Source organism: Escherichia sp. E.sYA108, from assembly GCF_011754335.1.
Taxonomy (GTDB): domain Bacteria; phylum Pseudomonadota; class Gammaproteobacteria; order Enterobacterales; family Enterobacteriaceae; genus Escherichia; species Escherichia coli.
This window is the reverse complement of the sequence record NZ_JAAQVZ010000001.1, coordinates 2,414,865-2,438,449: the sequence shown is the minus strand read 5'-3', so window position 1 is coordinate 2,438,449 and position 23,585 is coordinate 2,414,865. Positions and strand designations below refer to the sequence as shown.

The following is a 23,585-nucleotide window of genomic DNA, read 5'->3' as shown; positions in this document are numbered from 1 at the left end:
TAAGATAAAAATACTGGTCAACCTTTAATCTGATTAGTTAACCAATTCTGTGTTGCACACAGTTATCTGTGAGAAACCCACGGAAGAGAAATGGAAATAAAAAGAACTGACACAGCGATCAAAAAACCAAAAACTGCAATACCCACAGCGTGATATTGATCGCATTAATCTTTAAAACAGCGTTGACAGAAGCCACAAAATAAGCAATCGAACGTTCGTTCGAACATATTGGGAACGATAAACCCTCATGATATATTGCTATGATGAATATTTAGGTGGGATTCTCCGATCCCGGGGAGGATGATTTTTGCACAGAGAAATTACGATATGAAACGCGGGCTCAGTTGTCACCAGCCCGCGGAAAGAGAGAGAGGATCAGGATGCGGTTAATATACCGCCAATCATCGCGCGTAATCCCTGAGCAAACGACGCTTCACGCGCCAGATCTTCCGCTTCGATATCGGCCAGTACACCGTAGGTCAGATCCAGCAGTAAACGTGAAGTCATTGCCGTGTTGATATCTGGGCTTATCTCGCCTTTTTGCTGGGCATCACGCATCCGCTGGGCAACAAATTCCGTGATCGTCATATGCTTATTTTTAAGCATGGCGGCGACCTGTGGGTTACGCATCCCTTCCGCCATAATTTCGACCACCAGCGCTCGTTGCCCAAAGGCTTCATGGGTGAGAGAGACAATAGACTCGACCATATAGTCAACGAAATGAATCCCTTCAATCGGTTCCCGGAAACGGGCCAGCGCCCTCTCCTGGTCCTGTAAGATAATCGCCTGAATCAAGGCTTCTTTGGAGATGAAATGGTGATAGAGCGTCCCGGGACTAATGGCGCAGGATTTACAGATGGCTTTCATCGAGGCACTGTGAAATCCATTTTCTGAAAAAATCTCTCTGGCAGCATTGAGGATCCGGGTCCGTGTCGGTTGTGCTTCAGTCTGCATGTTATCCATCATTAAACCATTATAGTTAGCATGAATAACTAGTTTACCGCGTTGTCAGGTGAGCGCCTATCATTGCTGTTGAATAGTGCGAAGGCACACTCAATTCGTAAGCTTTTTATCCGGCTATTGGTTAACCAATAGCCGTGATTTGGCTGCCAGTTGTTTAGCAGAGACGTTGACGAGTTGCACACGCTATCCCGGTAAACAACACATACGGCTGTTTACCGGTTCGTTAGTGTATTAATTGAGTTCCTGTACCCCACCACCGGAGACGGTGAGAATTTGTCCGCTTACCCAGCTGGCTGCAGGCGAGCAAAGGAACAGCGCCGCGTTAGCAATATCTTGCGGTTGGCCCAGACGTCTGATTGGTGTGTGTTGCAACATTTTCTGTTCAATCTCTGGTGTAATAACGGATTTCAGGGCATCGGTTAATATTGCCCCCGGTGCAATGCCATTCACCCGAATATTTTTTTCACCCAGGTCAAACGCCATATTTCTGACCAGATGACTGGCCGCAGCTTTAGATGATGCATAGGAGGTCATGTTTATATTTTTATTTTCTGCCGCCATAGAAGTAATGGTCAGAATAACGCCACCGCCATTTTTTTCCATTTCTGGCGCAACAAGTTGTGACAGATGGAAAAAAGAAAATACATTCAGTTCATAAGCGCGGCGAAAATCTGCCATTGGCATATCAAACGGTTTAGGCCCACCGCCACCGGCGTTGTTAACCAGGATATCAACTTTACCCAACTTACTGACGGCAAAGTCTGCCAGTGCAGAGAGTTCCTGTTCGGAAGTAATATCGCAGCGGCAGGCAAATGCCTGACCACCCAGTTGTTGAATTTCATTTACAACATGATTAGCTGCATCGGCGTTAATATCACTGACCACCACAGATGCGCCAGCTGTCGCGAATGTAATGGCGATTTCTTTACCAATACCTGCACCCGCACCTGTGATGATGGCGCATTTTCCGTCGAGTCTCAGGTTGTCAGAATTAAACACATAAACCTCCTGTGAACTTCAGTAAAAATAAAAGGCACCGCCTGTGTGCCACATTTTTTATCATTAACCTTGAGGAAAGGACACTACCAGGTATAGCAGATAAAGAGAGGATTATTTCTCCGCAATGAGCCGGGCAGGAATAATAAGATTGCGAGAATGCGTCTCTTCATGGGTGATTTTTTGCATCATGCGATCCGCAAGTGTGGTACCAAGTTCCCGCGCTGGCGTGCTGGCCCAGGTAACGGGTATATCATCAAGTGTGGTTGGCGTTGCATCGGTAAATGCCGCCAGCGAAACCTGTTGCTCAAAGTAACGATCGACTCCGCTTTCCCCGCTTTGCCTTCCTGCTTTCAGCAAACCAAACCATGCCCCCATCGCAATAGTTTCGTTATAGCAAACCACGGCGCTGATGGTCGGGTTATGACGTAAAAGCGCCGTGATAGCTTCCGCGGCTTGCTTCTGGCTGGAAGTGCACTCCAGCACCCAATCGCTGTGAAACGGCAGGCCAAATTTTAGTAGAGTCGCACAATAGCCCCCCACCCGTTCTGCCAGGGTTAATGAGGAACTTTGTCCTCCCAGCCAGGCGATACGCTGATGCCCATTGCGAATGAGATGCTCCGTCAACAACTGTGCAGCCTGCATGTTGTCCGGGCGAACCGTATCAACGTCATCAAGATAACTGGCACGGGAAGCGAAAATCACCGGGATAGCTTTTTCTTCTGCTATCCGTCGCAGGTCATCGCTGCTTCCTGCAGCCCCGGCAATGACCACACCATCGACACCCTGATTCAGTAATAGTGAAAACCGCTGTGCCAGCTGCTCGCCGTCTTTACCGCCGTGAAGCAAAAAAACCATCCGTCCCTGCGCTTCCAGAGCTTCCGTCAATCCGGCCGTCAATTCGGCGTAAAACGGCGCAGATAAATCACGGACGATCAAACCAATGACGCCGCTTTGCCCGCCGCGCAGCGCCGACGCCTGGCGATTGCGCACAAATCCCAGCTCTTCAATGGCGGCGTTAACGCGTTCTCCTGTGGCGGTAGAGATTCGCCCTTTGCCACTAAGCACCAGCGAAACGGTACTTACCGACACGCCCGCAGCCAGCGCAACATCATGAATGGTTATTTTTTTGGCGGTAGCCATGCAGATGACCTACTCCCTGATTATGTGACAGATAAAACGTTTTACCTTTTATTTATCTTATACCCGCTATTATCGTTGTGTAATGTGATTTATGCCTCACTAAAATTTGATAAAACGTTTTATCTTCTCGCGCAATTTATTGAATCCAGATTGTTCTCTACGAGGAGTCGTTTTATGACGGCGAAAACAGCACCGAAAGTCACGCTGTGGGAGTTCTTCCAGCAGTTAGGCAAAACCTTCATGTTACCCGTGGCATTATTGTCGTTCTGCGGCATTATGCTCGGCATTGGTAGTTCTCTTAGCAGCCATGATGTCATCACCCTGATCCCGGTCCTGGGCAACCCCGTGTTGCAGGCTATCTTTACCTGGATGAGTAAGATTGGCTCGTTTGCTTTTAGTTTCCTGCCAGTCATGTTCTGTATCGCCATCCCGCTGGGTCTGGCACGCGAAAACAAAGGCGTAGCGGCATTCGCTGGCTTCGTCGGTTATGCGGTAATGAACCTCGCGGTAAACTTCTGGTTGACCAATAAAGGCATTCTGCCAACCACGGACGCCGCGGTTCTGAAAGCCAATAACATCCAGAGCATTCTTGGGATCCAGTCGATCGACACCGGGATCCTCGGTGCGGTGATCGCCGGTATTATCGTCTGGATGCTGCATGAGCGATTCCATAATATCCGCCTGCCGGATGCGCTGGCATTCTTCGGCGGTACGCGCTTCGTACCAATCATCTCCTCGCTAGTGATGGGTCTTGTCGGCCTGGTGATTCCATTAGTCTGGCCGATTTTCGCCATGGGTATTAGCGGCTTAGGCCATATGATCAACAGCGCGGGAGATTTCGGACCGATGCTGTTTGGTACCGGTGAACGTCTGCTGTTGCCGTTTGGTCTGCATCACATTCTGGTGGCATTAATTCGCTTTACCGACGCAGGCGGCACGCAGGAAGTCTGCGGTCAAACCGTCAGCGGTGCACTGACCATCTTCCAGGCGCAATTGAGTTGCCCAACCACTCACGGTTTTTCTGAAAGCGCCACGCGTTTCCTTTCGCAAGGTAAAATGCCTGCGTTTCTCGGCGGTCTGCCAGGTGCAGCGTTAGCTATGTATCACTGTGCGCGCCCGGAAAATCGCCATAAAATTAAAGGTCTGCTGATTTCTGGCCTGATCGCCTGTGTCGTTGGCGGCACGACCGAACCGCTGGAATTCCTGTTCCTGTTCGTAGCGCCAGTTCTGTATGTCATCCACGCGCTGTTAACCGGCCTCGGCTTCACTGTCATGTCTGTGCTCGGCGTCACCATCGGTAATACCGACGGCAATATCATCGACTTTGTGGTGTTCGGTATTTTGCATGGTCTGTCAACCAAGTGGTACATGGTGCCAGTAGTGGCGGCAATCTGGTTTGTCGTTTACTACATCATCTTCCGTTTCGCTATCACCCGCTTCAATCTCAAAACCCCGGGGCGCGATAGTGAAGTTGCCAGTTCAATCGAAAAAGCCGTTGCCGGTGCGCCGGGTAAATCAGGTTACAACGTTCCGGCAATCCTCGAAGCCTTAGGCGGTGCCGACAATATTGTCAGCCTCGATAACTGCATTACGCGTCTGCGTTTGTCTGTAAAAGATATGTCGCTTGTTAATGTGCAGGCACTGAAGGACAATCGGGCAATTGGCGTAGTACAACTTAATCAACATAACCTGCAGGTTGTTATCGGGCCACAAGTTCAGTCAGTAAAAGATGAAATGGCCGGTCTGATGCATACTGTCCAGGCATAAGGATAAGATATGTTCGATTTTTCAAAGGTCGTGGATCGTCATGGCACATGGTGTACGCAGTGGGATTATGTCGCTGACCGTTTCGGCACTGCTGACCTGTTACCGTTCACGATTTCAGACATGGATTTTGCCACTGCCCCCTGCATTATCGAGGCGCTGAATCAGCGCCTGATACACGGCGTGTTTGGCTACAGCCGCTGGAAAAACGATGAGTTTCTCGCGGCTATTGCCCACTGGTTTTCCACCCAGCATTACACCGCCATCGATCCTCAGTCGGTGGTGTATGGCCCTTCTGTTATCTATATGGTTTCAGAACTGATTCGTCAGTGGTCTGAAACAGGTGAAGGCGTGGTGATCCACACACCCGCCTATGACGCATTTTACAAGGCCATTGAAGGTAACCAGCGCACAGTAATGCCCGTTGCTTTAGAGAAGCAGCCTGACGGCTGGTTTTGCGATATGGGCAAGCTGGAAGCCGTGCTGGCGAAACCAGAATGTAAAATTATGCTCCTGTGTAGCCCACAGAATCCTACCGGGAAAGTGTGGACGTGCGATGAGCTGGAGATCATGGCTGACCTGTGCGAGCGTCATGGTGTGCGGGTTATTTCCGATGAAATCCATATGGATATGGTTTGGGGCGAGCAGCCGCATATTCCCTGGAGTAATGTGGCGCGCGGAGACTGGGCGTTGCTAACGTCGGGATCAAAAAGTTTCAATATTCCCGCCCTGACCGGTGCTTACGGGATTATAGAAAATAGCAGTAGCCGCGATGCCTATTTATCGGCACTGAAAGGACGTGATGGGCTTTCTTCCCCTTCGGTACTGGCGTTAACTGCTCATATCGCCGCCTATCAGCAAGGCGCACCATGGCTGGATGCCTTACGCGTCTATCTGAAAGATAACCTGACGTATATCGCAGATAAAATGAACGCTGCGTTTCCTGAACTCAACTGGCAGATCCCGCAATCCACTTATCTGGCCTGGCTTGATCTACGTCCGTTGAATATTGACGACAACGCGTTGCAAAAAGCGCTTATCGAGCAAGAAAAGATCGCGATCATGCCGGGATATACCTACGGTGAAGAAGGTCGTGGTTTTGTCCGACTCAATGCCGGCTGCCCACGTTCGAAACTGGAAAAAGGTGTGGCTGGATTAATTAACGCCATCCGCGCTGTTGGTTAACCCCAATTGCGCAACGTAAAAAATCGTTGCGCAATCGTGGATTTTTACCCTGCTTTGTTTTTATAATGGTGCGCACTTTTATATCCAGAAAAAGAGTGCGACCATGATTGATACCACCCTGCCATTAACTGATATCCATCGCCACCTTGATGGCAACATTCGTCCCCAGACCATTCTTGAACTTGGCCGCCAGTATAATATCTCGCTTCCTGCACAATCCCTGGAAACACTGATTCCCCACGTTCAGGTCATTGCCAACGAACCCGATCTGGTGAGCTTTCTGACTAAACTTGACTGGGGCGTTAAAGTTCTCGCCTCTCTTGATGCCTGCCGCCGCGTGGCATTTGAAAACATTGAAGATGCAGCCCGTAACGGCCTGCACTATGTCGAGCTGCGTTTTTCACCAGGCTACATGGCAATGGCACATCAGCTGCCTGTAGCGGGTGTTGTCGAAGCGGTGATCGATGGCGTACGTGAAGGTTGCCGCACCTTTGGTGTGCAGGCGAAGCTTATCGGTATTATGAGCCGGACCTTCGGCGAAGCCGCCTGTCAGCAAGAGCTGGAGGCCTTTTTAGCCCACCGTGACCAGATTACCGCACTTGATTTAGCCGGTGATGAACTTGGTTTCCCGGGAAGTCTGTTCCTTTCTCATTTCAACCGCGCGCGTGATGCGGGCTGGCATATTACCGTCCATGCAGGCGAAGCTGCCGGACCGGAAAGCATCTGGCAGGCGATTCGTGAACTGGGGGCGGAGCGTATTGGACATGGCGTAAAAGCCATTGAAGATCGGGCGCTGATGGATTTTCTCGCCGAGCAACAAATTGGTATTGAATCCTGTCTGACCTCCAATATTCAGACCAGCACCGTGGCGGATCTGGCTGCACATCCGCTGAAAACGTTCCTTGAGCATGGCATTCGTGCCAGCATTAACACTGACGATCCAGGCGTGCAGGGAGTGGATATCATTCACGAATATACCGTTGCCGCGCCAGCTGCTGGGTTATCCCGCGAGCAAATCCGCCAGGCACAGATTAATGGTCTGGAAATGGCTTTCCTCAGCGCAGAGGAAAAACGCGCACTGCGAGAAAAAGTCGCCGCGAAGTAACAAAAATGGATGGTGCTAATTGCACCATCCCCTTTTCACGCAAGGCACAAAGTCGCGCGATGTTTGGCGGATTCGATGCCCAGCTCAATCAACTCCATTACCTGGATTGCCTGACTTGCCGGAACCGGATTTTCACCATCGCCATTTAACGCATCACGAATAGCCGCATAGTAAGCCGGATAATTCCCCGGCACTGTCAACAGCGTTTCTTCGACACGTTCCTCACCTTCCACGCGGGTAAGTACGCCATCGCGCATATCGTAGCCCCAGTCTTCCTGCGGCAGACGCTCGCCATTTTTCAGACGTTCTTCCTGTGGATCGAGGCCATATTTCACATAACTGCCTCGGGATCCATGCACGATATACCGTGCTGACTCGGCTGCTGCCAGCATGGTGCCGTGTAAAATCACTCGCCGCTGCGGATAGGACAAGATAGCGTGGAAATAATCGGTCGACTGCGCTCCGGGCCGTAACTGTGCCAAATCTACCGTCATGCTAACCGGTAAACCAAATAACGTAATGGCCTGATCAAGAAGGTGCGGTGCTAAATCGTACCAGATACCGCTGCCTGGGCCGCCCTGTTCACGCCAACGATCGCGCACCTGCGGGCGGAAGCGGTCAAAATGGGACTCAACGTAAGCAATTTCACCCAGCACGCCTTCCGCGAGCAAACCTTTAAGCGTCAGGAAATCGCTATCCCAGCGACGGTTATGGAATACAGACAGCACTCGCCCCAGGCTTTTTGCCAGCGCATCCAGCTCTCGCGCTTGTGACAGTGTCACGGTAAAGGGTTTATCAACGACCACATGTTTACCCGCCTCAAGCGCCGCTTTGGCTAACGGAAAATGGGTATCGTTGGGTGTAGGAATGACAATCAGGTCTATGTTGGGATCGTTAAACAGATGCTTCGGCTCAGAGACAACCGTAACCGTTGGCCAGTCAGCTTTTACTTTTGTTTCATCGCTGCTGGAGATTACCGCCAGCTCCAGCCCGGGCGTGCCCGCAATCAGGGGCGCATGGAAGGTTTTGCTCGCATAACCATACCCAATCAACCCAACACGGATGTTGTCGCTCATGTCATTGCCTCTCATTGAAGTATGATGGCTATTTGACACTATCCTTTACCCTCGCTCAACAGTTTAATAACCTGCCAGCAATAAGGGATGTTGTTTAACTTAAGTCAAAAAAATAGCGATTTTTCCAACGACAAAAGCTAAATATTGCAAAAACCTCAGTAAAAATCTTGCTGGAGCTATTATTGCTAAGTAACATTTACCCCCTGAAGTTAATGGATCAATCAACAGAGATGTGGGCTGTAATGAATCGTCTTATTGAATTAACAGGTTGGATCGTTCTTGTCGTTTCAGTCATTCTTCTTGGCGTGGCGAGTCACATTGACAACTATCAGCCACCTGAACAGAGTACTACAGTACAACACAAGTAAGCTCCGCACTTGTTGAGCGACATGCTGCCCGTCCGGGTGCATGTTTTCACTTGTCGGATATTAAACCAGGAATTTATTATCTTGTTCGATGTTGTTGATGATTGTCAGGGATAGTAAAGCGCGTTACTCTTTCCAGAGCAGTTTTTCATCCCTGAATATTTGCCATCAGCACATTCTTATTATTGTAATAACACAAGCGTTCACTTTTGGTGAAATTTTATCATCACTAATAATACCTACCCCTTTGGTATTGATTATTTTATGGACCTTTTATGACTGTTCAGGACTACTTATTAAAATTTCGCAAAATCAGTTCACTCGAAAGTCTGGAAAAACTCTACGATCATCTTAATTACACCCTGACGGACGATCAGGAACTGATCAATATGTATCGTGCTGCCGATCACCGTCGCGCAGAGCTGGTTTCTGGCGGGCGTTTGTTTGACCTCGGCCAGGTACCGAAGTCCGTCTGGCACTATGTCCAGTAAAGAAAGTAGCGATCGGTTATAAAAGCCTTATAATAACGCCCCTAAAATTAGATTTGTCTGTTTGCGTCGCTATTCTGGAGAACCTATGACCACCACAACGCCACAACGTATTGGAGGCTGGTTGCTTGGCCCGTTGGCCTGGCTTTTAGTCGCTCTGTTGAGTACGACGCTGGCGTTGTTGCTGTATACCGCTGCGTTATCTTCTCCGCAAACATTTCAAACGCTCGGCGGACAAGCACTGACGACACAAATCTTATGGGGCGTTTCTTTTATTACCGCTATCGCCATGTGGTATTACACACTGTGGTTGACCATCGCTTTCTTTAAACGTCGGCGTTGTGTTCCTAAACACTATATTATCTGGCTGCTTATTTCCGTATTGCTGGCAGTAAAAGCGTTCGCTTTTTCACCCGTAGAAGATGGCATAGCCGTTCGCCAGTTGCTGTTTACTTTGTTGGCAACCGCATTGATCGTCCCCTATTTCAAACGCTCGTCGCGGGTGAAAGCGACGTTTGTGAATCCGTAATAACCTTACAGTTAACCTGTTGTCGCCTGCTCTGGATTAACGGATAATAGGCGGCTTTTTTATTTCAGGCCGAAAAATGACTGACTACCTGTTACTGTTTGTCGGAACTGTACTGGTCAATAACTTTGTACTGGTCAAGTTTCTCGGTCTCTGTCCGTTTATGGGGGTTTCCAAAAAGCTGGAAACCGCGATGGGCATGGGGCTGGCAACAACGTTTGTAATGACGCTGGCGTCTATTTGCGCCTGGCTTATCGATACGTGGATTTTGATCCCACTTAATCTGATTTACCTGCGCACCCTGGCGTTTATTCTGGTGATTGCTGTGGTTGTGCAGTTCACCGAAATGGTGGTGCGCAAAACCAGCCCGGTACTTTACCGTCTGCTGGGGATTTTTTTGCCGCTTATCACCACCAACTGTGCCGTGCTCGGCGTGGCGTTGCTGAATATCAATCTCGGGCACAATTTCTTGCAGTCAGCGCTGTACGGTTTTTCCGCCGCTGTCGGTTTCTCGCTGGTGATGGTGCTCTTCGCCGCCATCCGCGAACGCCTTGCTGTGGCTGATGTCCCGGCACCTTTTCGCGGTAATGCCATTGCGTTAATTACCGCAGGTCTTATGTCTCTGGCCTTTATGGGCTTTAGTGGTTTGGTGAAGTTGTAATGAATGCTTTCTGGATTGCCGTTGCCGCCGTGAGCCTGCTGGGCCTGGCGTTTGGCGCCATTCTGGGTTATGCCTCCCGCCGTTTTGCGGTGGAAGACGATCCGGTCGTTGAGAAAATTGACGAAATCTTACCGCAGAGCCAGTGTGGTCAGTGCGGTTATCCCGGCTGTCGCCCCTACGCGGAAGCCATCAGCTGTAACGGTGAAAAAATCAACCGTTGCGCCCCAGGTGGCGAAGCTGTGATGCTAAAAATTGCCGAGTTGCTTAATGTCGAGCCGCAGCCGCTGGATGGCGAAGCGCCAGAGCTAACGCCAGCGCGGATGGTGGCGGTTATTGATGAAAATAACTGTATTGGCTGCACTAAATGTATTCAGGCGTGTCCGGTAGACGCCATCGTTGGCGCTACCCGCGCCATGCATACGGTAATGAGTGATCTCTGTACGGGCTGCAATTTATGTGTTGATCCGTGCCCGACGCACTGCATCTCGTTGCAACCGGTCGCAGAAACTCCTGACTCCTGGAAATGGGATCTGAACACCATTCCCGTGCGTATCATTCCCGTGGAACACCATGCTTAAGTTATTCTCTGCATTCAGAAAAAATAAAATCTGGGATTTCAACGGCGGCATCCATCCACCGGAGATGAAAACCCAGTCCAACGGTACGCCCCTGCGCCAGGTACCACTGGCGCAGCGTTTTGTCATTCCACTGAAACAACATATTGGCGCTGAAGGTGAGTTGTGCGTTAGCGTCGGCGATAAAGTATTGCGCGGCCAGCCGCTTACCCGTGGTCGCGGCAAAATGCTGCCTGTTCACGCGCCCACCTCGGGTACCGTTACGGCTATTGCGCCCCACTCTACGTCTCATCCTTCAGCTTTAGCTGAATTAAGTGTGATTATTGATGCCGATGGCGAAGACTGCTGGATCCCGCGCGACGGCTGGGCCGATTATCGCTCTCGCAGTCGCGAAGAGTTAATCGAGCGCATTCATCAGTTTGGTGTTGCCGGGCTGGGTGGTGCGGGATTTCCGACAGGCGTTAAATTGCAGGGCGGTGGAGATAAGATTGAAACGTTGATTATCAACGCTGCTGAGTGCGAGCCGTACATTACCGCCGATGACCGTTTGATGCAGGATTGTGCGGCTCAGGTCGTAGAGGGTATCCGCATCCTTGCGCATATTCTGCAGCCACGCGAAATTCTTATCGGTATTGAAGATAACAAACCGCAGGCGATTTCCATGCTGCGTGCGGTGCTGGCAGACTCTCACGATATTTCTCTGCGGGTGATTCCCACCAAATATCCTTCTGGCGGTGCTAAACAATTAACCTACATTCTGACCGGGAAGCAGGTTCCACATGGCGGGCGTTCATCCGATATCGGCGTATTAATGCAAAACGTCGGCACCGCTTATGCAGTGAAACGTGCCGTTATTGATGGCGAGCCGATTACCGAGCGTGTCGTGACCCTGACTGGCGAAGCAATCGCTCGCCCGGGCAACGTCTGGGCACGGCTGGGTACGCCAGTGCGTCATTTATTGAATGATGCCGGATTCTGCCCCTCTGCCGATCAAATGGTGATTATGGGCGGCCCGCTAATGGGCTTTACCTTGCCGTGGCTGGATGTCCCGGTCGTAAAGATTACCAACTGTCTTTTGGCTCCCTCTGCCAATGAACTTGGCGAACCACAGGAAGAACAAAGTTGCATCCGTTGTAGCGCCTGTGCTGACGCCTGCCCTGCGGATCTTTTGCCGCAACAGCTGTACTGGTTCAGCAAAGGTCAGCAACACGATAAAGCCACCACGCATAACATTGCCGACTGCATTGAATGTGGGGCTTGCGCGTGGGTTTGCCCGAGCAATATCCCCCTGGTGCAATATTTCCGTCAGGAAAAAGCTGAAATTGCGGCTATTCGTCAGGAAGAAAAGCGCGCCGCAGAAGCCAAAGCGCGTTTCGAAGCGCGCCAGGCTCGTCTGGAGCGCGAAAAAGCGGCTCGCCTTGAACGACATAAGAGCGCAGCCGTTCAACCTGCAGCCAAAGATAAAGATGCGATTGCTGCCGCTCTGGCGCGGGTGAAAGAGAAACAGGCCCAGGCTACACAGCCTATTGTGATTAAAGCGGGCGAACGCCCGGATAACAGTGCAATTATTGCAGCACGGGAAGCCCGTAAAGCGCAAGCCAGAGCGAAACAGGCAGAACTGCAGCAAACTAACGACGCTGCAACCGTTGCTGATCCACGTAAAACTGCAGTTGAAGCGGCTATTGCCCGCGCCAAAGCACGTAAGCTGGAACAGCAACAGGCTAATGCGGAGCCAGAAGAACAGATTGATCCGCGCAAAGCCGCCGTCGAAGCGGCTATTGCCCGTGCCAAAGCACGCAAGCTGGAACAGCAACAGGCTAATGCGGAGCCAGAAGAACAGATTGATCCGCGCAAAGCCGCTGTCGAAGCGGCTATTGCCCGTGCCAAAGCACGCAAGCTGGAACAGCAACAGGCTAATGCGGAGCCAGAAGAACAGATTGATCCGCGCAAAGCTGCCGTCGAAGCGGCTATTGCACGCGCCAAAGCGCGCAAGCTGGAACAGCAACAACAGGCTAATGCGGAACCAGAAGAACAGGTCGATCCGCGCAAAGCCGCCGTCGAAGCGGCTATTGCACGCGCCAAAGCGCGCAAGCTGGAACAGCAACAACAGGCTAATGCGGAACCAGAAGAACAGGTTGATCCACGCAAAGCGGCAGTTGCTGCGGCTATTGCCCGCGTTCAGGCCAAAAAAGCCGCCCAGCAAAAGGTTGTAAACGAGGACTAAATGGTATTCAGAATAGCTAGCTCCCCTTATACCCATAACCAGCGCCAGACATCGCGCATTATGCTGTTGGTATTGCTCGCAGCCGTGCCAGGAATCGCAGCGCAACTGTGGTTTTTTGGTTGGGGTACTCTCGTTCAGATCCTGTTGGCGTCGGTCAGTGCTCTTCTGGCCGAAGCTCTCGTCCTCAAACTACGCAAGCAGTCGGTAGCTGCAACGTTGAAAGATAACTCAGCATTGCTGACAGGCTTATTGCTGGCGGTAAGTATTCCCCCCCTCGCGCCATGGTGGATGGTCGTGCTGGGTACGGTGTTTGCGGTGATCATCGCTAAACAGTTGTATGGCGGTCTGGGGCAAAACCCGTTTAATCCGGCAATGATTGGTTATGTGGTCTTACTGATCTCCTTCCCGGTGCAGATGACCAGTTGGTTACCGCCACATGAAATTGCGGTCAACATCCCTGGTTTTATCGACGCCATACAGGTTATTTTCAGCGGTCATACCGCCAGTGGTGGTGATATGAACACGCTACGCTTAGGTATTGATGGCATTAGTCAGGCGACACCGCTGGATACATTCAAAACCTCTGTCCGCGCAGGTCATTCGGTTGAACAGATTATGCAATATCCGATCTACAGCGGTATTCTGGCGGGCGTTGGTTGGCAATGGGTAAATCTCGCCTGGCTGGCTGGCGGCGTATGGTTGCTGTGGCAGAAAGCGATTCGCTGGCATATTCCCCTCAGCTTCTTAGTAACGCTGGCGTTATGCGCAACGTTGGGCTGGTTGTTCTCACCAGAAACACTGGCAGCACCGCAAATTCATCTGCTGTCTGGAGCGACCATGCTCGGCGCATTCTTTATTTTGACTGACCCGGTTACCGCTTCTACGACCAATCGTGGTCGTCTTATTTTCGGCGCGCTGGCGGGCTTATTAGTCTGGATGATCCGCAGTTTCGGCGGCTATCCTGACGGCGTTGCTTTTGCCGTCCTGCTGGCGAACATCACGGTTCCTCTGATCGATTACTACACGCGTCCGCGCGTCTACGGCCATCGCAAAGGGTAAACCATGCTGAAAACTATCCGAAAACACGGCATTACGTTGGCGCTCTTTGCAGCGGGTTCAACAGGGTTAACTGCGGCCATCAACCAGATGACCAAAACGACAATTGCTGAACAGGCCAGTCTGCAACAAAAGGCGTTATTTGATCAGGTGCTGCCAGCTGAACGCTATAACAATGCGCTGGCACAGAGTTGCTATCTGGTAACTGCGCCAGAGTTAGGTAAAGGTGAGCATCGGGTTTACATCGCCAAACAGGATGACAAACCGGTAGCTGCCGTTCTGGAAGCAACCGCGCCAGATGGCTATTCCGGTGCGATTCAGCTGCTGGTGGGAGCCGATTTTAACGGCACGGTACTTGGCACGCGCGTGACTGAGCACCACGAAACGCCAGGGCTTGGCGATAAAATCGAACTGCGCCTTTCTGACTGGATCACCCATTTTGCGGGTAAAAAAATCAGTGGTGCGGATGATGCGAACTGGGCGGTGAAGAAAGATGGTGGTGATTTCGACCAGTTCACCGGCGCGACGATTACTCCCCGCGCGGTGGTTAATGCGGTAAAACGCGCCGGATTGTACGCTCAGACGTTACCGGCACAACTTTCTCAACTTCCTGCCTGTGGAGAATAAAACGTGAGCGAAATTAAAGACGTTATTGTTCAGGGGTTGTGGAAAAACAACTCTGCGCTGGTCCAGTTGCTCGGCCTTTGTCCGCTGTTGGCGGTCACGTCCACTGCCACTAACGCTCTGGGTTTAGGACTTGCGACTACGCTGGTACTGACGCTAACCAACCTGACCATTTCGACGCTGCGTCACTGGACGCCCGCCGAGATCCGCATTCCCATTTACGTGATGATCATCGCCTCGGTGGTCAGCGCTGTACAGATGCTGATCAACGCCTACGCCTTTGGCCTGTATCAATCATTAGGGATTTTTATTCCGCTGATTGTCACTAACTGTATCGTTGTGGGCCGCGCTGAAGCCTTCGCCGCCAAAAAAGGTCCGGCGCTTTCGGCACTGGACGGCTTTTCAATTGGTATGGGCGCAACCTGCGCCATGTTCGTGCTGGGTTCACTACGCGAAATTATCGGCAATGGCACGTTGTTTGACGGTGCAGATGCGCTGTTAGGTAGCTGGGCGAAAGTATTACGCGTGGAGATTTTCCACACCGACTCCCCTTTCCTGCTGGCGATGCTGCCACCAGGTGCATTTATTGGCCTGGGACTGATGCTGGCAGGAAAATACCTGATTGATGAAAAAATGAAAAAGCGCCGTACTGAAGCAGTTGCCGAACGTGCATTGCCAAACGGTGAAACAGGGAATGTCTGATGAACAAAGCAAAACGCCTGGAGATCCTCACTCGCCTGCGTGAGAACAATCCTCATCCCACCACCGAGCTTAATTTCAGTTCGCCTTTTGAATTGCTGATTGCCGTACTGCTTTCCGCTCAGGCGACCGATGTCAGTGTTAATAAGGCGACGGCGAAACTCTACCCGGTGGCTAATACGCCTGCAGCGATGCTTGAACTGGGCGTTGAAGGGGTGAAAACCTATATCAAAACGATTGGCCTTTATAACAGCAAAGCAGAAAATATCATCAAAACCTGCCGTATATTACTGGAACAACATAATGGCGAGGTTCCGGAAGATCGTGCTGCGCTTGAAGCCCTGCCTGGTGTAGGTCGTAAAACAGCCAACGTCGTATTAAACACTGCATTCGGCTGGCCGACTATTGCTGTCGACACGCACATTTTCCGCGTTTGTAATCGTACACAATTTGCGCCGGGGAAAAACGTCGAACAGGTAGAAGAAAAGCTACTGAAAGTGGTTCCGGCAGAGTTTAAAGTCGACTGCCACCATTGGTTGATCCTGCACGGGCGTTATACCTGCATTGCCCGCAAGCCTCGCTGTGGCTCTTGTATTATTGAAGATCTTTGTGAATACAAAGAGAAAGTTGACATCTAAAGATCAGGGGTAACACCGATTACCCCATTCATAACCTTTCTTTATCCTCTTTTAAAACATCTTTTTAACGTCAATGATGCCATTGCTTAGCGTTATCATCAGGTAATCCGTTTGCAGATAACCAAAAATGCAGGTTAATTGTTTTTTTAATAGCGAAATTTTCTATTCATTCGTGATCAAGATCACGATGCTGTGGCAATGTAAAAACATTGCAAGAATCAGGTTAAAATCATTTAAATTTACACACGCAACAAATATTGACCTACAAAACATTACACTGGCTATTTTTCAGAAACTGGACTATCTCACTAGGAAAAACGCCAAATAGTAGAACATATCGCCATTAAGCCATCATCACCCTCTCAGGGTAGTGAAAAAATCTGCCGTTACGTTTTTTGAAAAATTTAACGCTGGATAACATTTCCCGGAATGGTTGAATTCCCCGCCTCAGTTATATGTAACAGATTATTACAAAGGACTTGTCTGAAAGTGCAAGATAGTGAACATTACCTGCCGTTTCCCCTCCCACTATAACAATTGCGCGTATGTTTTTTAGACATAACGCGAGAAAGCACCCCCGTTAATATGGGATGTAAAAAAAGAGGTAAAAGTGTCCACTGCAAACCAAAAACCAACTGAAAGCGTCAGTTTGAACGCTTTTAAACAACCTAAGGCGTTCTATCTCATCTTCTCGATTGAGTTATGGGAACGTTTTGGTTATTACGGCCTACAAGGAATTATGGCTGTTTACCTGGTTAAACAACTGGGTATGTCTGAAGCGGATTCAATCACCCTTTTCTCTTCCTTTAGTGCCCTGGTTTATGGTCTGGTCGCTATCGGCGGCTGGTTAGGTGACAAGGTACTGGGTACTAAACGCGTAATTATGCTCGGCGCTATTGTGCTGGCGATTGGTTATGCTCTGGTTGCCTGGTCTGGTCACGACGCTGGTATCGTTTATATGGGTATGGCGGCTATTGCGGTCGGTAACGGCCTGTTTAAAGCTAACCCGTCTTCTCTGCTTTCTACATGCTATGAGAAAAACGACCCGCGTCTGGACGGTGCATTCACCATGTACTACATGTCCGTCAACATCGGCTCTTTCTTCTCTATGATTGCTACGCCGTGGCTGGCCGCGAAATACGGCTGGAGTGTTGCGTTTGCGTTGAGCGTTGTAGGCCTGCTGATCACTATCGTTAACTTCGCCTTCTGCCAACGTTGGGTTAAACAGTACGGTTCAAAACCAGACTTCGAGCCTATCAACTACCGTAACCTGCTGCTGACCATTATTGGTGTTGTGGCACTGATCGCTATCGCCACCTGGCTGCTGCACAATCAGGAAGTTGCGCGTATGGCGCTGGGCGTTGTTGCCTTCGGTATCGTGGTTATCTTCGGTAAAGAAGCCTTCGCGATGAAAGGTGCTGCGCGTCGTAAAATGATCGTTGCCTTCATCCTGATGCTCGAAGCCATTATCTTCTTCGTGCTTTATAGCCAGATGCCAACGTCACTGAACTTCTTTGCGATTCGTAACGTTGAACACACCATTCTGGGCCTGGCCGTAGAACCTGAGCAGTATCAGGCACTGAACCCGTTCTGGATCATCATTGGTAGCCCGATTCTGGCCGCTATCTATAACAAGATGGGCGATACCCTGCCAATGCCAACCAAGTTTGCTATCGGCATGGTGATGTGTTCTGGTGCGTTCCTGATTCTGCCGCTGGGTGCGAAATTCGCGTCTGACGCTGGTATCGTGTCTGTAAGCTGGCTGGTCGCGAGCTATGGCCTGCAGAGTATCGGGGAACTGATGATCTCTGGCCTGGGTCTGGCAATGGTTGCACAACTCGTTCCGCAGCGTCTGATGGGCTTCATTATGGGTAGCTGGTTCCTGACCACTGCCGGTGCAAACCTGATTGGTGGTTATGTTGCAGGTATGATGGCTGTGCCGGATAACGTTACCGATCCGCTGATGTCACTGGAAGTCTATGGTCGCGTATTCTTGCAGATTGGTGTCGCTACTGCCGTTATTGCAGTACTGATGCTGTTTACCGCGCCGAAACTGCACCGCATGACGCAGGATGACGCTGCAGACAAAGCGGCGAAAGCAGCCGTAGCGTAAAATTCAGGGAAACTCTTTTACAAGCCGCTAACTTTTCGTTAGCGGCTTTTTTTTTGTTCAGCAACGCACTACCATACTTTAAACCACAGACAAAAGGAGTTACCGATGAAATTGTTCTACAAACCGGGCGCCTGCTCTCTCGCTTCCCATATCACCCTGCGTGAGAGCGGAAAGGATTTTACGCTCGTCAGTGTGGATTTAATGAAAAAACGTCTCGAAAACGGTGACGATTACTTTGCCGTTAACCCTAAGGGACAGGTACCTGCATTGCTGCTGGACGATGGTACTTTGCTGACGGAAGGCGTAGCGATTATGCAGTATCTTGCCGACAGCGTCCCCGACCGCCAGTTGCTGGCACCGGTAAACAGTATTTCCCGCTATAAAACCATCGAATGGCTGAATTACATCGCCACCGAGCTGCATAAAGGTTTCACACCTCTGTTTCGCCCTGATACACCGGAAGAGTACAAATCGACAGTTCGCGCGCAGCTGGAGAAGAAGCTGCAATATGTGAACGAGGCACTGAAGGATGAGCACTGGATCTGCGGGCAACGATTTACAATTGCTGATGCCTATCTGTTTACGGTTCTGCGCTGGGCATACGCGGTGAAACTGAATCTGGAAGGGTTAGAGCACATTGCGGCATTTATGCAACGTATGGCTGAACGTCCGGAAGTACAAGACGCGCTGTCAGCGGAAGGCTTAAAGTAATAGCCATCGGCCCACAGGTCGTTGTGGGCCGAAATGAGATATTTCAGAGCTTTGTTGCGCTGAAATAATGTTCTGGATTGGCAATACGATCCTGAGCAGCAACCACTTGCAGCTCATATTCCTGCATTGCTTTTGTGGTCACCATGATTTCGTATACTGCAGCGGTCACATGTTCCAGGGCCTCCTGCAGCGTTGCCCCCTGAAGCAGTTTCACCAGCAGTAAACCGCTCGTCACATCACCAACACCTACCGGCTGGCGCATACCAAAATCTACCAGCGGACGGCTGATATGCCAGGCTTCATCGGCGGTGACTAGCAGCATTTCAAAACGGTCACGGCTGTAGCCAGCTCGCGCCAGGTGTTTAACCAACACAATTTGTGGCCCTTGCGCAATGAGTTCGCGCGCTGCCAGAACCGCTTCTTCGACGTTCTTTACCGGATGCTCACAGAGTATTTCCAGCTCAACCAGATTCGGCGCAATGATATCGCTGGCAGGCAAACCGTGCCGCACATGAAACTCTGCGACACCCGGTGCAACGATACAGCCTTTTTCCGGATGACCCATTACCGGATCGCAAAAATATTTCGCCTGTGGATTCGCTGCTTTCACCTGACGAACGATACCGAGGATATGTTCACCCTGCTCCGCCGATCCCAGATAGCCACTTAATACGGCATCACAGGTGTGTAATTTATCAATGGCGGCAATGCCTTGCACAATTTCGGTTAAATGGCTGGGCGGCATCACGCAGCCAGTCCATTTGCCGTATTGGGTGTGATTAGAAAATTGAACGGTGTTCAGCGGCCAGACGTTCGCGCCCAGGCGGCGCATCGGAAACTCTGCCGCACTGTTACCCGCATGACCATAAACAACGTGAGACTGGATAGCGAGAATATTTTTCATCATGTTCCCTGTATAAAAACCAGGGGGAGTGATTTCTCACTCCCCCTTTCCACTTAATGCATTATTTCCAGCAAATCAGACAGTAATTCTTTTTGCCACGACGCAGTAAGGTAAAACGACCAAACAGACGATCTTCTTCTTTAAAGAAGTATTCAGGATCGGACTGTTTTTCACCGTTAATGGTGATGGCATTGGAGGCGATAGTTTTACGCGCCTGACCACGGGAAGGTTGCAGTTCAGAATCGACCAGCGCCTGCATCAGGTCTGCGCCCTTTTCCATCTCAACCATCGGTACGCCGTCCTGCGCCAGCTGTTCGAAGTCCGCTTCACTCAGCGCACTCAAGGAACCGCTGAACAGGCATTCGGTAATACGTTTTGCCGCCTGCAAACCGTCTTCACCATGCACCAGACGTGTCACCTGTTCTGCAAGCACATACTGGGCGCGCGGTGCTTTACCGCTGTTTTTATCTTCTTCTTCCAGGGCGTTGATCTCTTCAATGCTCATGAAGGTGAAGAACTTCAGGAAGCGGTAAACGTCGGCATCCGCAGTGTTGATCCAGAACTGGTAGAATTTGTACGGGCTGGTTTTCTTCGGATCCAACCAGACTGCGCCGCCTTCAGTTTTACCAAATTTGGTGCCGTCTGCTTTGGTGATCAGCGGAACGGTCAAGCCAAACACCTGATTCTGATGCAGACGACGGGTCAGGTCGATACCAGAAGTGATGTTACCCCACTGGTCAGAACCACCGATTTGCAGCACCACACCGTACTGTTTGTTCAGACAGGCGAAGTCATAACCCTGCAACAGGTTGTAGGAAAACTCAGTGAACGAAATCCCCTGATCTTCACGGTTGAGACGCTGCTTAACCGCTTCTTTGTTGATCATCTGGTTAACGGAGAAGTGTTTGCCAATATCGCGCAGGAAGGTCAGCACATTCATATTGCCGAACCAGTCATAGTTGTTCGCCGCGATAGCAGAGTTTTCTCCACAGTCGAAATCGAGGAACGGGGCAACCTGCTTGCGGATTTTGTCCACCCACTCCTGAACAGTTTCTTCAGTGTTCAGCTTACGCTCGGCAGCTTTGAAGCTCGGGTCGCCAATCAGACCCGTCGCGCCGCCTACCAGCGCAACCGGCTTGTGGCCCGCCTGCTGGAAGCGTTTCAGGCATAACAATGGAACAAGATGCCCCAAATGCAAGCTGTCAGCGGTAGGATCGAAGCCGCAATAGAGCGCGATCGGGCCTTGCGCCAGTCGCTCTGCTAACGCTTCCTCGTCCGTCACCTGGGCTACCAGCCCCCGCTCTTGCAATTGTTTAATCAAGTTACTGCTTGCCATCAAAATCTCCATGTATATAACGACTGCACCTTTGCCGGTACACGACTTTTCGCCAGATGCGAAAGAGACATAGAATAAAGTGCCAGAATCAGGAGTACCAGCGATTAAAGCAAGATTTTTGCATCTTTTCAGGGTGCAAGACGATCAATCTTCCACGCATCATTTTCACGCTGGTACAAAAAGCGGTCATGCAGGCGATGCTCACCGCCCTGCCAGAACTCAATCTGTTCAAGGCTGACGCGAAAACCGCCCCAAAAACTTGGCAATGGCACTTCGCCCTGTTGAAACTTCTGCTTCAGCTCCAGGAATTTACTTTCAAGGATACCGCGGGCAGAAATGCGACTGGACTGCTTCGAAACCCATGCCCCAATCTGGCTATCACGCGGGCGGCTATGAAAATATTTCATCACTTCGAGAGTCGAAAGTCGTTCCGCTTTACCGATCACCATCACCTGGCGTTCAAGGGTATGCCACGGGAACAGCAGGCTAACGCGCGGATTATTTTCGATTTGATGTGCTTTACGGCTGCCGAGGTTGGTGTAAAACACCATGCCTTTTTCGTCGTAATGTTTGAGTAAAACAATGCGCTGATAAGGCTGATCATGTTCATCCACGGTAGCGACCACCATCGCGGTAGGGTCAGCCAGTTTGGCTTCACAAGCCTGAGAGAGCCAACGTTCAAAAAGGGTTAATGGATCGGCGGGTAGATCGCGGCGGCGTAACCCGCCTTTGGTGTATTCACGGCGCAGATGCGCGATTTGCTGCAATTCGTCGTTATCAGACATGGTTTTCTTTACGGATTGTCAGTGGGTGACGCTATTGTGCGCCGCCCCTGGAAAAATCTCAACGCTGCGGATTTTGTAACTGACAGTTATTCAAGACGATGCGGTCGCGTTTATAGACAGTCGCTTCCTCGCCTTTCGACCAGAAAACATAGATTCCGTCGGTGTAACGTGCACCAGACGCTGAAATGCCCTGTTTGAGATGCAGTAGTTGATTATCGTAAACAAAACTGACTTCCTGGCGCGGATTATTCAGTTTGACCGTCAACGGTTTTTCATCACACTGGTATTCCAGCGTATCGGTTTGCATGCGCTCAACCAGTTGATTGAACGCGCTACAGCCGGTGAGAAGCACCGGCAAACAGATCAGTAACAGTTTTTTCATAGACATATCCCGAAGACTTTCCTGGTCTGGAGGGCAATACGCCCTCCCTAACGTTCCAAGTGTAACGGCAGACGCGGTAAGAAAAATTCAGTTAACTCTGATATCACGGGTTAGCGGGGAAAATAGCCCCCAGTACCGTCTCCTGGCTTGCGCCAGTGACGGAAGGCAGATTTCCTGGTAATCCCGCCAGCGTTCGCCAGGCAAGCCAGGCGAACGCCAATGCTTCCATGTCATCGCCACTAATGCCAACGGCATCGGTGGTGGTGACTTCTGTGCCTGGCAGTAATGCCGCCAGACGCGCCAGGAGTAGCGGATTACGACTACCTCCACCACATACCATCAATCGTTCGCAGCCACCGCTCAACAAAACTTGTTCAGAAATGGTCACGGCGGTGAGTTCTGCCAGTGTGGCCTGCACATCACGGGGATCAACCCCCGGAAAATGGCGCAAATGGCGCTCCAGCCAGCCGTAGTTAAAGTATTCGCGTCCGGTGCTTTTCGGTGCGGGTTGCGAGAAATATGGGTCGCAGAGCATATTTTGCAGCAGTGGGAGAATAACTTTACCCGCCCGTGCCCACTCGGCATCTTTATCGTAAGGTTTACCGGCCTGACGCCAGATCCAGGCATCCATCAGCATGTTACCAGGACCGGTATCGTAGCCCCCAACCGGCTGGCCAGGAATGAGCAGTGACAGATTGGCGATGCCGCCAATATTGAGCACCATTCGTCGCTCGGTTGGGTGAGCCAGCAGCGCATGATGGAACGCAGGTACCAGCGGTGCACCTTGTCCTCCCAAGGCAATATCGCGACGGCGAAAATCACCGACAACCGTAATTCCGGTGCGCGCCACAATTTGATTGTTATCGCCAATCTGTAAAGTGTGTGGTGCCACGCCCGTCGGTTCGTGCCAGACGGTTTGACCGTGGCAGCCGATCGCAACTATATCTCTCGCCTGCAGGTTTTGTTCCTTAAGCAAGGCATTGACCGCATCAGCAAAAAGTCGCCCAAGTTGAGTATCAAGCTGTCCAAACTGCGAAAGTGTAAGCTGCTGGCCCTGGCAAATATCCAGTACAGCCTGTTTCAGAGACACCGGGATCGGCCAGCTCAAACTTGCCAGCTGTGCGACCCGGTGTTCATCAATTGTCGCCAACACAACATCAACACCATCAAGGCTGGTGCCTGACATAACGCCAATAAAGCGGCCCGATTTCATAGTTCATCCTTTTTCAATCTGACGTTTGCGCACCACTCAAACATAAACTTTTC

General features: G+C 50.8%; 24 protein-coding genes. 15 read left to right on the top strand and 9 right to left on the bottom strand.

Annotated features, from left to right (window positions below; genetic code table 11):
• Positions 1–375 precede the first annotated feature (375 nt).
• The 3 genes from uidR to malI all read right to left on the bottom strand — a co-directional run bounded on the left by uidR (position 376) and on the right by malI (position 3,102).
• Positions 376–966: a DNA-binding transcriptional regulator UidR gene (uidR, locus tag HBM92_RS11455; RefSeq protein ID WP_000969092.1), complete on the bottom strand. Its 591-nt coding sequence runs from the start codon at positions 964–966 to the stop codon at positions 376–378.
• Positions 967–1,194: 228 nt separating this feature from the next.
• Positions 1,195–1,962 carry a 7-alpha-hydroxysteroid dehydrogenase gene (gene hdhA, locus HBM92_RS11450; protein ID WP_000483379.1) on the bottom strand — a complete coding sequence of 256 codons (768 nt, stop codon included), beginning with the start codon at positions 1,960–1,962 and terminating at the stop codon, positions 1,195–1,197.
• Between the two features lie 111 nt (positions 1,963–2,073).
• Positions 2,074–3,102, bottom strand: coding sequence for a mal regulon transcriptional regulator MalI (gene malI / locus HBM92_RS11445; protein ID WP_000179501.1), 1,029 nt, complete (start codon positions 3,100–3,102; stop codon positions 2,074–2,076).
• A 174-nt stretch (positions 3,103–3,276) separates the two neighbouring features.
• Between malI and malX the strand changes: the two genes are divergently transcribed.
• The 3 genes from malX (at position 3,277) to add (ending at position 7,156) form a co-directional block, all read left to right on the top strand.
• A complete protein-coding gene (gene malX, locus HBM92_RS11440) occupies positions 3,277–4,869 on the top strand; it encodes a PTS maltose transporter subunit IICB (RefSeq protein ID WP_000125604.1) in 1,593 nt (530 codons plus the stop codon).
• A gap of 9 nt (positions 4,870–4,878) precedes the next feature.
• Positions 4,879–6,051 carry a bifunctional maltose regulon transcriptional repressor/cystathionine beta-lyase MalY gene (gene malY / locus HBM92_RS11435; RefSeq protein WP_000459361.1) on the top strand — a complete coding sequence of 391 codons (1,173 nt, stop codon included), beginning with the start codon at positions 4,879–4,881 and terminating at the stop codon, positions 6,049–6,051.
• A 103-nt stretch (positions 6,052–6,154) separates the two neighbouring features.
• Positions 6,155–7,156, top strand: coding sequence for an adenosine deaminase (add, locus tag HBM92_RS11430; protein ID WP_000567511.1), 1,002 nt, complete (start codon positions 6,155–6,157; stop codon positions 7,154–7,156).
• A 35-nt stretch (positions 7,157–7,191) separates the two neighbouring features.
• Here add and HBM92_RS11425 read toward each other — a convergent pair whose 3' ends face one another.
• Entirely contained in the window at positions 7,192–8,232 is a 1,041-nt protein-coding gene (locus HBM92_RS11425) for an oxidoreductase (protein WP_001282503.1), read from the bottom strand.
• A 242-nt stretch (positions 8,233–8,474) separates the two neighbouring features.
• On the opposite strand from HBM92_RS11425, the gene blr reads away from it, so the two are divergent.
• From blr to gstA, 12 genes are all read left to right on the top strand, one after another.
• Positions 8,475–8,600, top strand: coding sequence for a division septum protein Blr (gene blr, locus HBM92_RS11420; protein ID WP_001296096.1), 126 nt, complete (start codon positions 8,475–8,477; stop codon positions 8,598–8,600).
• 272 nt (positions 8,601–8,872) lie between these two features.
• Positions 8,873–9,088, top strand: coding sequence for a transcription modulator YdgT (gene ydgT, locus HBM92_RS11415; protein ID WP_000217950.1), 216 nt, complete (start codon positions 8,873–8,875; stop codon positions 9,086–9,088).
• Positions 9,089–9,173: 85 nt separating this feature from the next.
• Entirely contained in the window at positions 9,174–9,614 is a 441-nt protein-coding gene (locus HBM92_RS11410) for a DUF2569 domain-containing protein (protein WP_000214176.1), read from the top strand.
• Between the two features lie 76 nt (positions 9,615–9,690).
• Positions 9,691–10,272: an electron transport complex subunit RsxA gene (rsxA, locus tag HBM92_RS11405; protein WP_000133193.1), complete on the top strand. Its 582-nt coding sequence runs from the start codon at positions 9,691–9,693 to the stop codon at positions 10,270–10,272.
• Positions 10,272–10,850, top strand: a complete 579-nt coding sequence (gene rsxB / locus HBM92_RS11400; RefSeq protein ID WP_000991093.1) for an electron transport complex subunit RsxB — start codon at positions 10,272–10,274, stop codon at positions 10,848–10,850. The genes rsxA and rsxB overlap by 1 nt, the downstream gene beginning before the upstream one ends.
• The gene (rsxC, locus tag HBM92_RS11395; protein WP_000915828.1) at positions 10,843–13,071 is read left to right on the top strand and encodes an electron transport complex subunit RsxC; all 2,229 of its coding nucleotides are present in this window, start codon (positions 10,843–10,845) and stop codon (positions 13,069–13,071) included. The genes rsxB and rsxC overlap by 8 nt, the downstream gene beginning before the upstream one ends.
• Entirely contained in the window at positions 13,072–14,130 is a 1,059-nt protein-coding gene (gene rsxD, locus HBM92_RS11390) for an electron transport complex subunit RsxD (RefSeq protein ID WP_000231933.1), read from the top strand.
• A gap of 3 nt (positions 14,131–14,133) precedes the next feature.
• Positions 14,134–14,754, top strand: coding sequence for an electron transport complex subunit RsxG (gene rsxG / locus HBM92_RS11385; RefSeq protein WP_000920791.1), 621 nt, complete (start codon positions 14,134–14,136; stop codon positions 14,752–14,754).
• 3 nt (positions 14,755–14,757) lie between these two features.
• A complete protein-coding gene (rsxE, locus tag HBM92_RS11380; protein ID WP_001289647.1) occupies positions 14,758–15,453 on the top strand; it encodes an electron transport complex subunit RsxE in 696 nt (231 codons plus the stop codon).
• Positions 15,453–16,088, top strand: coding sequence for an endonuclease III (nth, locus tag HBM92_RS11375; RefSeq protein ID WP_001030339.1), 636 nt, complete (start codon positions 15,453–15,455; stop codon positions 16,086–16,088). The genes rsxE and nth overlap by 1 nt, the downstream gene beginning before the upstream one ends.
• A gap of 610 nt (positions 16,089–16,698) precedes the next feature.
• Positions 16,699–18,201 (top strand): dipeptide/tripeptide permease DtpA, encoded by a 1,503-nt coding sequence (gene dtpA / locus HBM92_RS11370; protein WP_000100937.1) that lies wholly within the window; start codon positions 16,699–16,701, stop codon positions 18,199–18,201.
• Between the two features lie 105 nt (positions 18,202–18,306).
• Positions 18,307–18,912 (top strand): glutathione transferase GstA, encoded by a 606-nt coding sequence (gene gstA / locus HBM92_RS11365; RefSeq protein ID WP_000765756.1) that lies wholly within the window; start codon positions 18,307–18,309, stop codon positions 18,910–18,912.
• Between the two features lie 43 nt (positions 18,913–18,955).
• Here gstA and pdxY read toward each other — a convergent pair whose 3' ends face one another.
• The 5 genes from pdxY to anmK form a co-directional block, all read right to left on the bottom strand.
• Positions 18,956–19,816: a pyridoxal kinase PdxY gene (gene pdxY, locus HBM92_RS11360; protein WP_001443142.1), complete on the bottom strand. Its 861-nt coding sequence runs from the start codon at positions 19,814–19,816 to the stop codon at positions 18,956–18,958.
• A gap of 61 nt (positions 19,817–19,877) precedes the next feature.
• A complete protein-coding gene (tyrS, locus tag HBM92_RS11355) occupies positions 19,878–21,152 on the bottom strand; it encodes a tyrosine--tRNA ligase (protein ID WP_001339629.1) in 1,275 nt (424 codons plus the stop codon).
• Between the two features lie 128 nt (positions 21,153–21,280).
• Entirely contained in the window at positions 21,281–21,937 is a 657-nt protein-coding gene (gene pdxH, locus HBM92_RS11350) for a pyridoxamine 5'-phosphate oxidase (RefSeq protein ID WP_001282316.1), read from the bottom strand.
• A 58-nt stretch (positions 21,938–21,995) separates the two neighbouring features.
• Positions 21,996–22,325: a C-type lysozyme inhibitor gene (gene mliC / locus HBM92_RS11345; protein WP_000061974.1), complete on the bottom strand. Its 330-nt coding sequence runs from the start codon at positions 22,323–22,325 to the stop codon at positions 21,996–21,998.
• Between the two features lie 97 nt (positions 22,326–22,422).
• On the bottom strand, positions 22,423–23,532 hold the full coding sequence (anmK, locus tag HBM92_RS11340) for an anhydro-N-acetylmuramic acid kinase (protein ID WP_000835061.1): 1,110 nt from the start codon (positions 23,530–23,532) through the stop codon (positions 22,423–22,425).
• Between the last annotated feature and the right edge of the window lie 53 nt (positions 23,533–23,585).

What these genes read in the sequence shown, in the direction of transcription:
- ydgT (WP_000217950.1), top strand. Translation starts at nt 8,873, where the DNA reads ATGACTGTTCAGGACTACTTATTAAAATTTCGCAAAATCAGTTCACTC.
- HBM92_RS11410 (WP_000214176.1), top strand. Translation starts at nt 9,174, where the DNA reads ATGACCACCACAACGCCACAACGTATTGGAGGCTGGTTGCTTGGCCCG.
- rsxG (WP_000920791.1), top strand. Translation starts at nt 14,134, where the DNA reads ATGCTGAAAACTATCCGAAAACACGGCATTACGTTGGCGCTCTTTGCA.
- pdxY (WP_001443142.1), bottom strand. Translation starts at nt 19,816, where the DNA reads ATGAAAAATATTCTCGCTATCCAGTCTCACGTTGTTTATGGTCATGCG.
- gstA (WP_000765756.1), top strand. Translation starts at nt 18,307, where the DNA reads ATGAAATTGTTCTACAAACCGGGCGCCTGCTCTCTCGCTTCCCATATC.
- malI (WP_000179501.1), bottom strand. Translation starts at nt 3,102, where the DNA reads ATGGCTACCGCCAAAAAAATAACCATTCATGATGTTGCGCTGGCTGCG.
- blr (WP_001296096.1), top strand. Translation starts at nt 8,475, where the DNA reads ATGAATCGTCTTATTGAATTAACAGGTTGGATCGTTCTTGTCGTTTCA.
- rsxD (WP_000231933.1), top strand. Translation starts at nt 13,072, where the DNA reads ATGGTATTCAGAATAGCTAGCTCCCCTTATACCCATAACCAGCGCCAG.
- uidR (WP_000969092.1), bottom strand. Translation starts at nt 966, where the DNA reads ATGATGGATAACATGCAGACTGAAGCACAACCGACACGGACCCGGATC.
- add (WP_000567511.1), top strand. Translation starts at nt 6,155, where the DNA reads ATGATTGATACCACCCTGCCATTAACTGATATCCATCGCCACCTTGAT.
- rsxC (WP_000915828.1), top strand. Translation starts at nt 10,843, where the DNA reads ATGCTTAAGTTATTCTCTGCATTCAGAAAAAATAAAATCTGGGATTTC.
- nth (WP_001030339.1), top strand. Translation starts at nt 15,453, where the DNA reads ATGAACAAAGCAAAACGCCTGGAGATCCTCACTCGCCTGCGTGAGAAC.
- malY (WP_000459361.1), top strand. Translation starts at nt 4,879, where the DNA reads ATGTTCGATTTTTCAAAGGTCGTGGATCGTCATGGCACATGGTGTACG.
- tyrS (WP_001339629.1), bottom strand. Translation starts at nt 21,152, where the DNA reads ATGGCAAGCAGTAACTTGATTAAACAATTGCAAGAGCGGGGGCTGGTA.
- rsxB (WP_000991093.1), top strand. Translation starts at nt 10,272, where the DNA reads ATGAATGCTTTCTGGATTGCCGTTGCCGCCGTGAGCCTGCTGGGCCTG.
- malX (WP_000125604.1), top strand. Translation starts at nt 3,277, where the DNA reads ATGACGGCGAAAACAGCACCGAAAGTCACGCTGTGGGAGTTCTTCCAG.
- anmK (WP_000835061.1), bottom strand. Translation starts at nt 23,532, where the DNA reads ATGAAATCGGGCCGCTTTATTGGCGTTATGTCAGGCACCAGCCTTGAT.
- rsxA (WP_000133193.1), top strand. Translation starts at nt 9,691, where the DNA reads ATGACTGACTACCTGTTACTGTTTGTCGGAACTGTACTGGTCAATAAC.
- pdxH (WP_001282316.1), bottom strand. Translation starts at nt 21,937, where the DNA reads ATGTCTGATAACGACGAATTGCAGCAAATCGCGCATCTGCGCCGTGAA.
- mliC (WP_000061974.1), bottom strand. Translation starts at nt 22,325, where the DNA reads ATGTCTATGAAAAAACTGTTACTGATCTGTTTGCCGGTGCTTCTCACC.
- HBM92_RS11425 (WP_001282503.1), bottom strand. Translation starts at nt 8,232, where the DNA reads ATGAGCGACAACATCCGTGTTGGGTTGATTGGGTATGGTTATGCGAGC.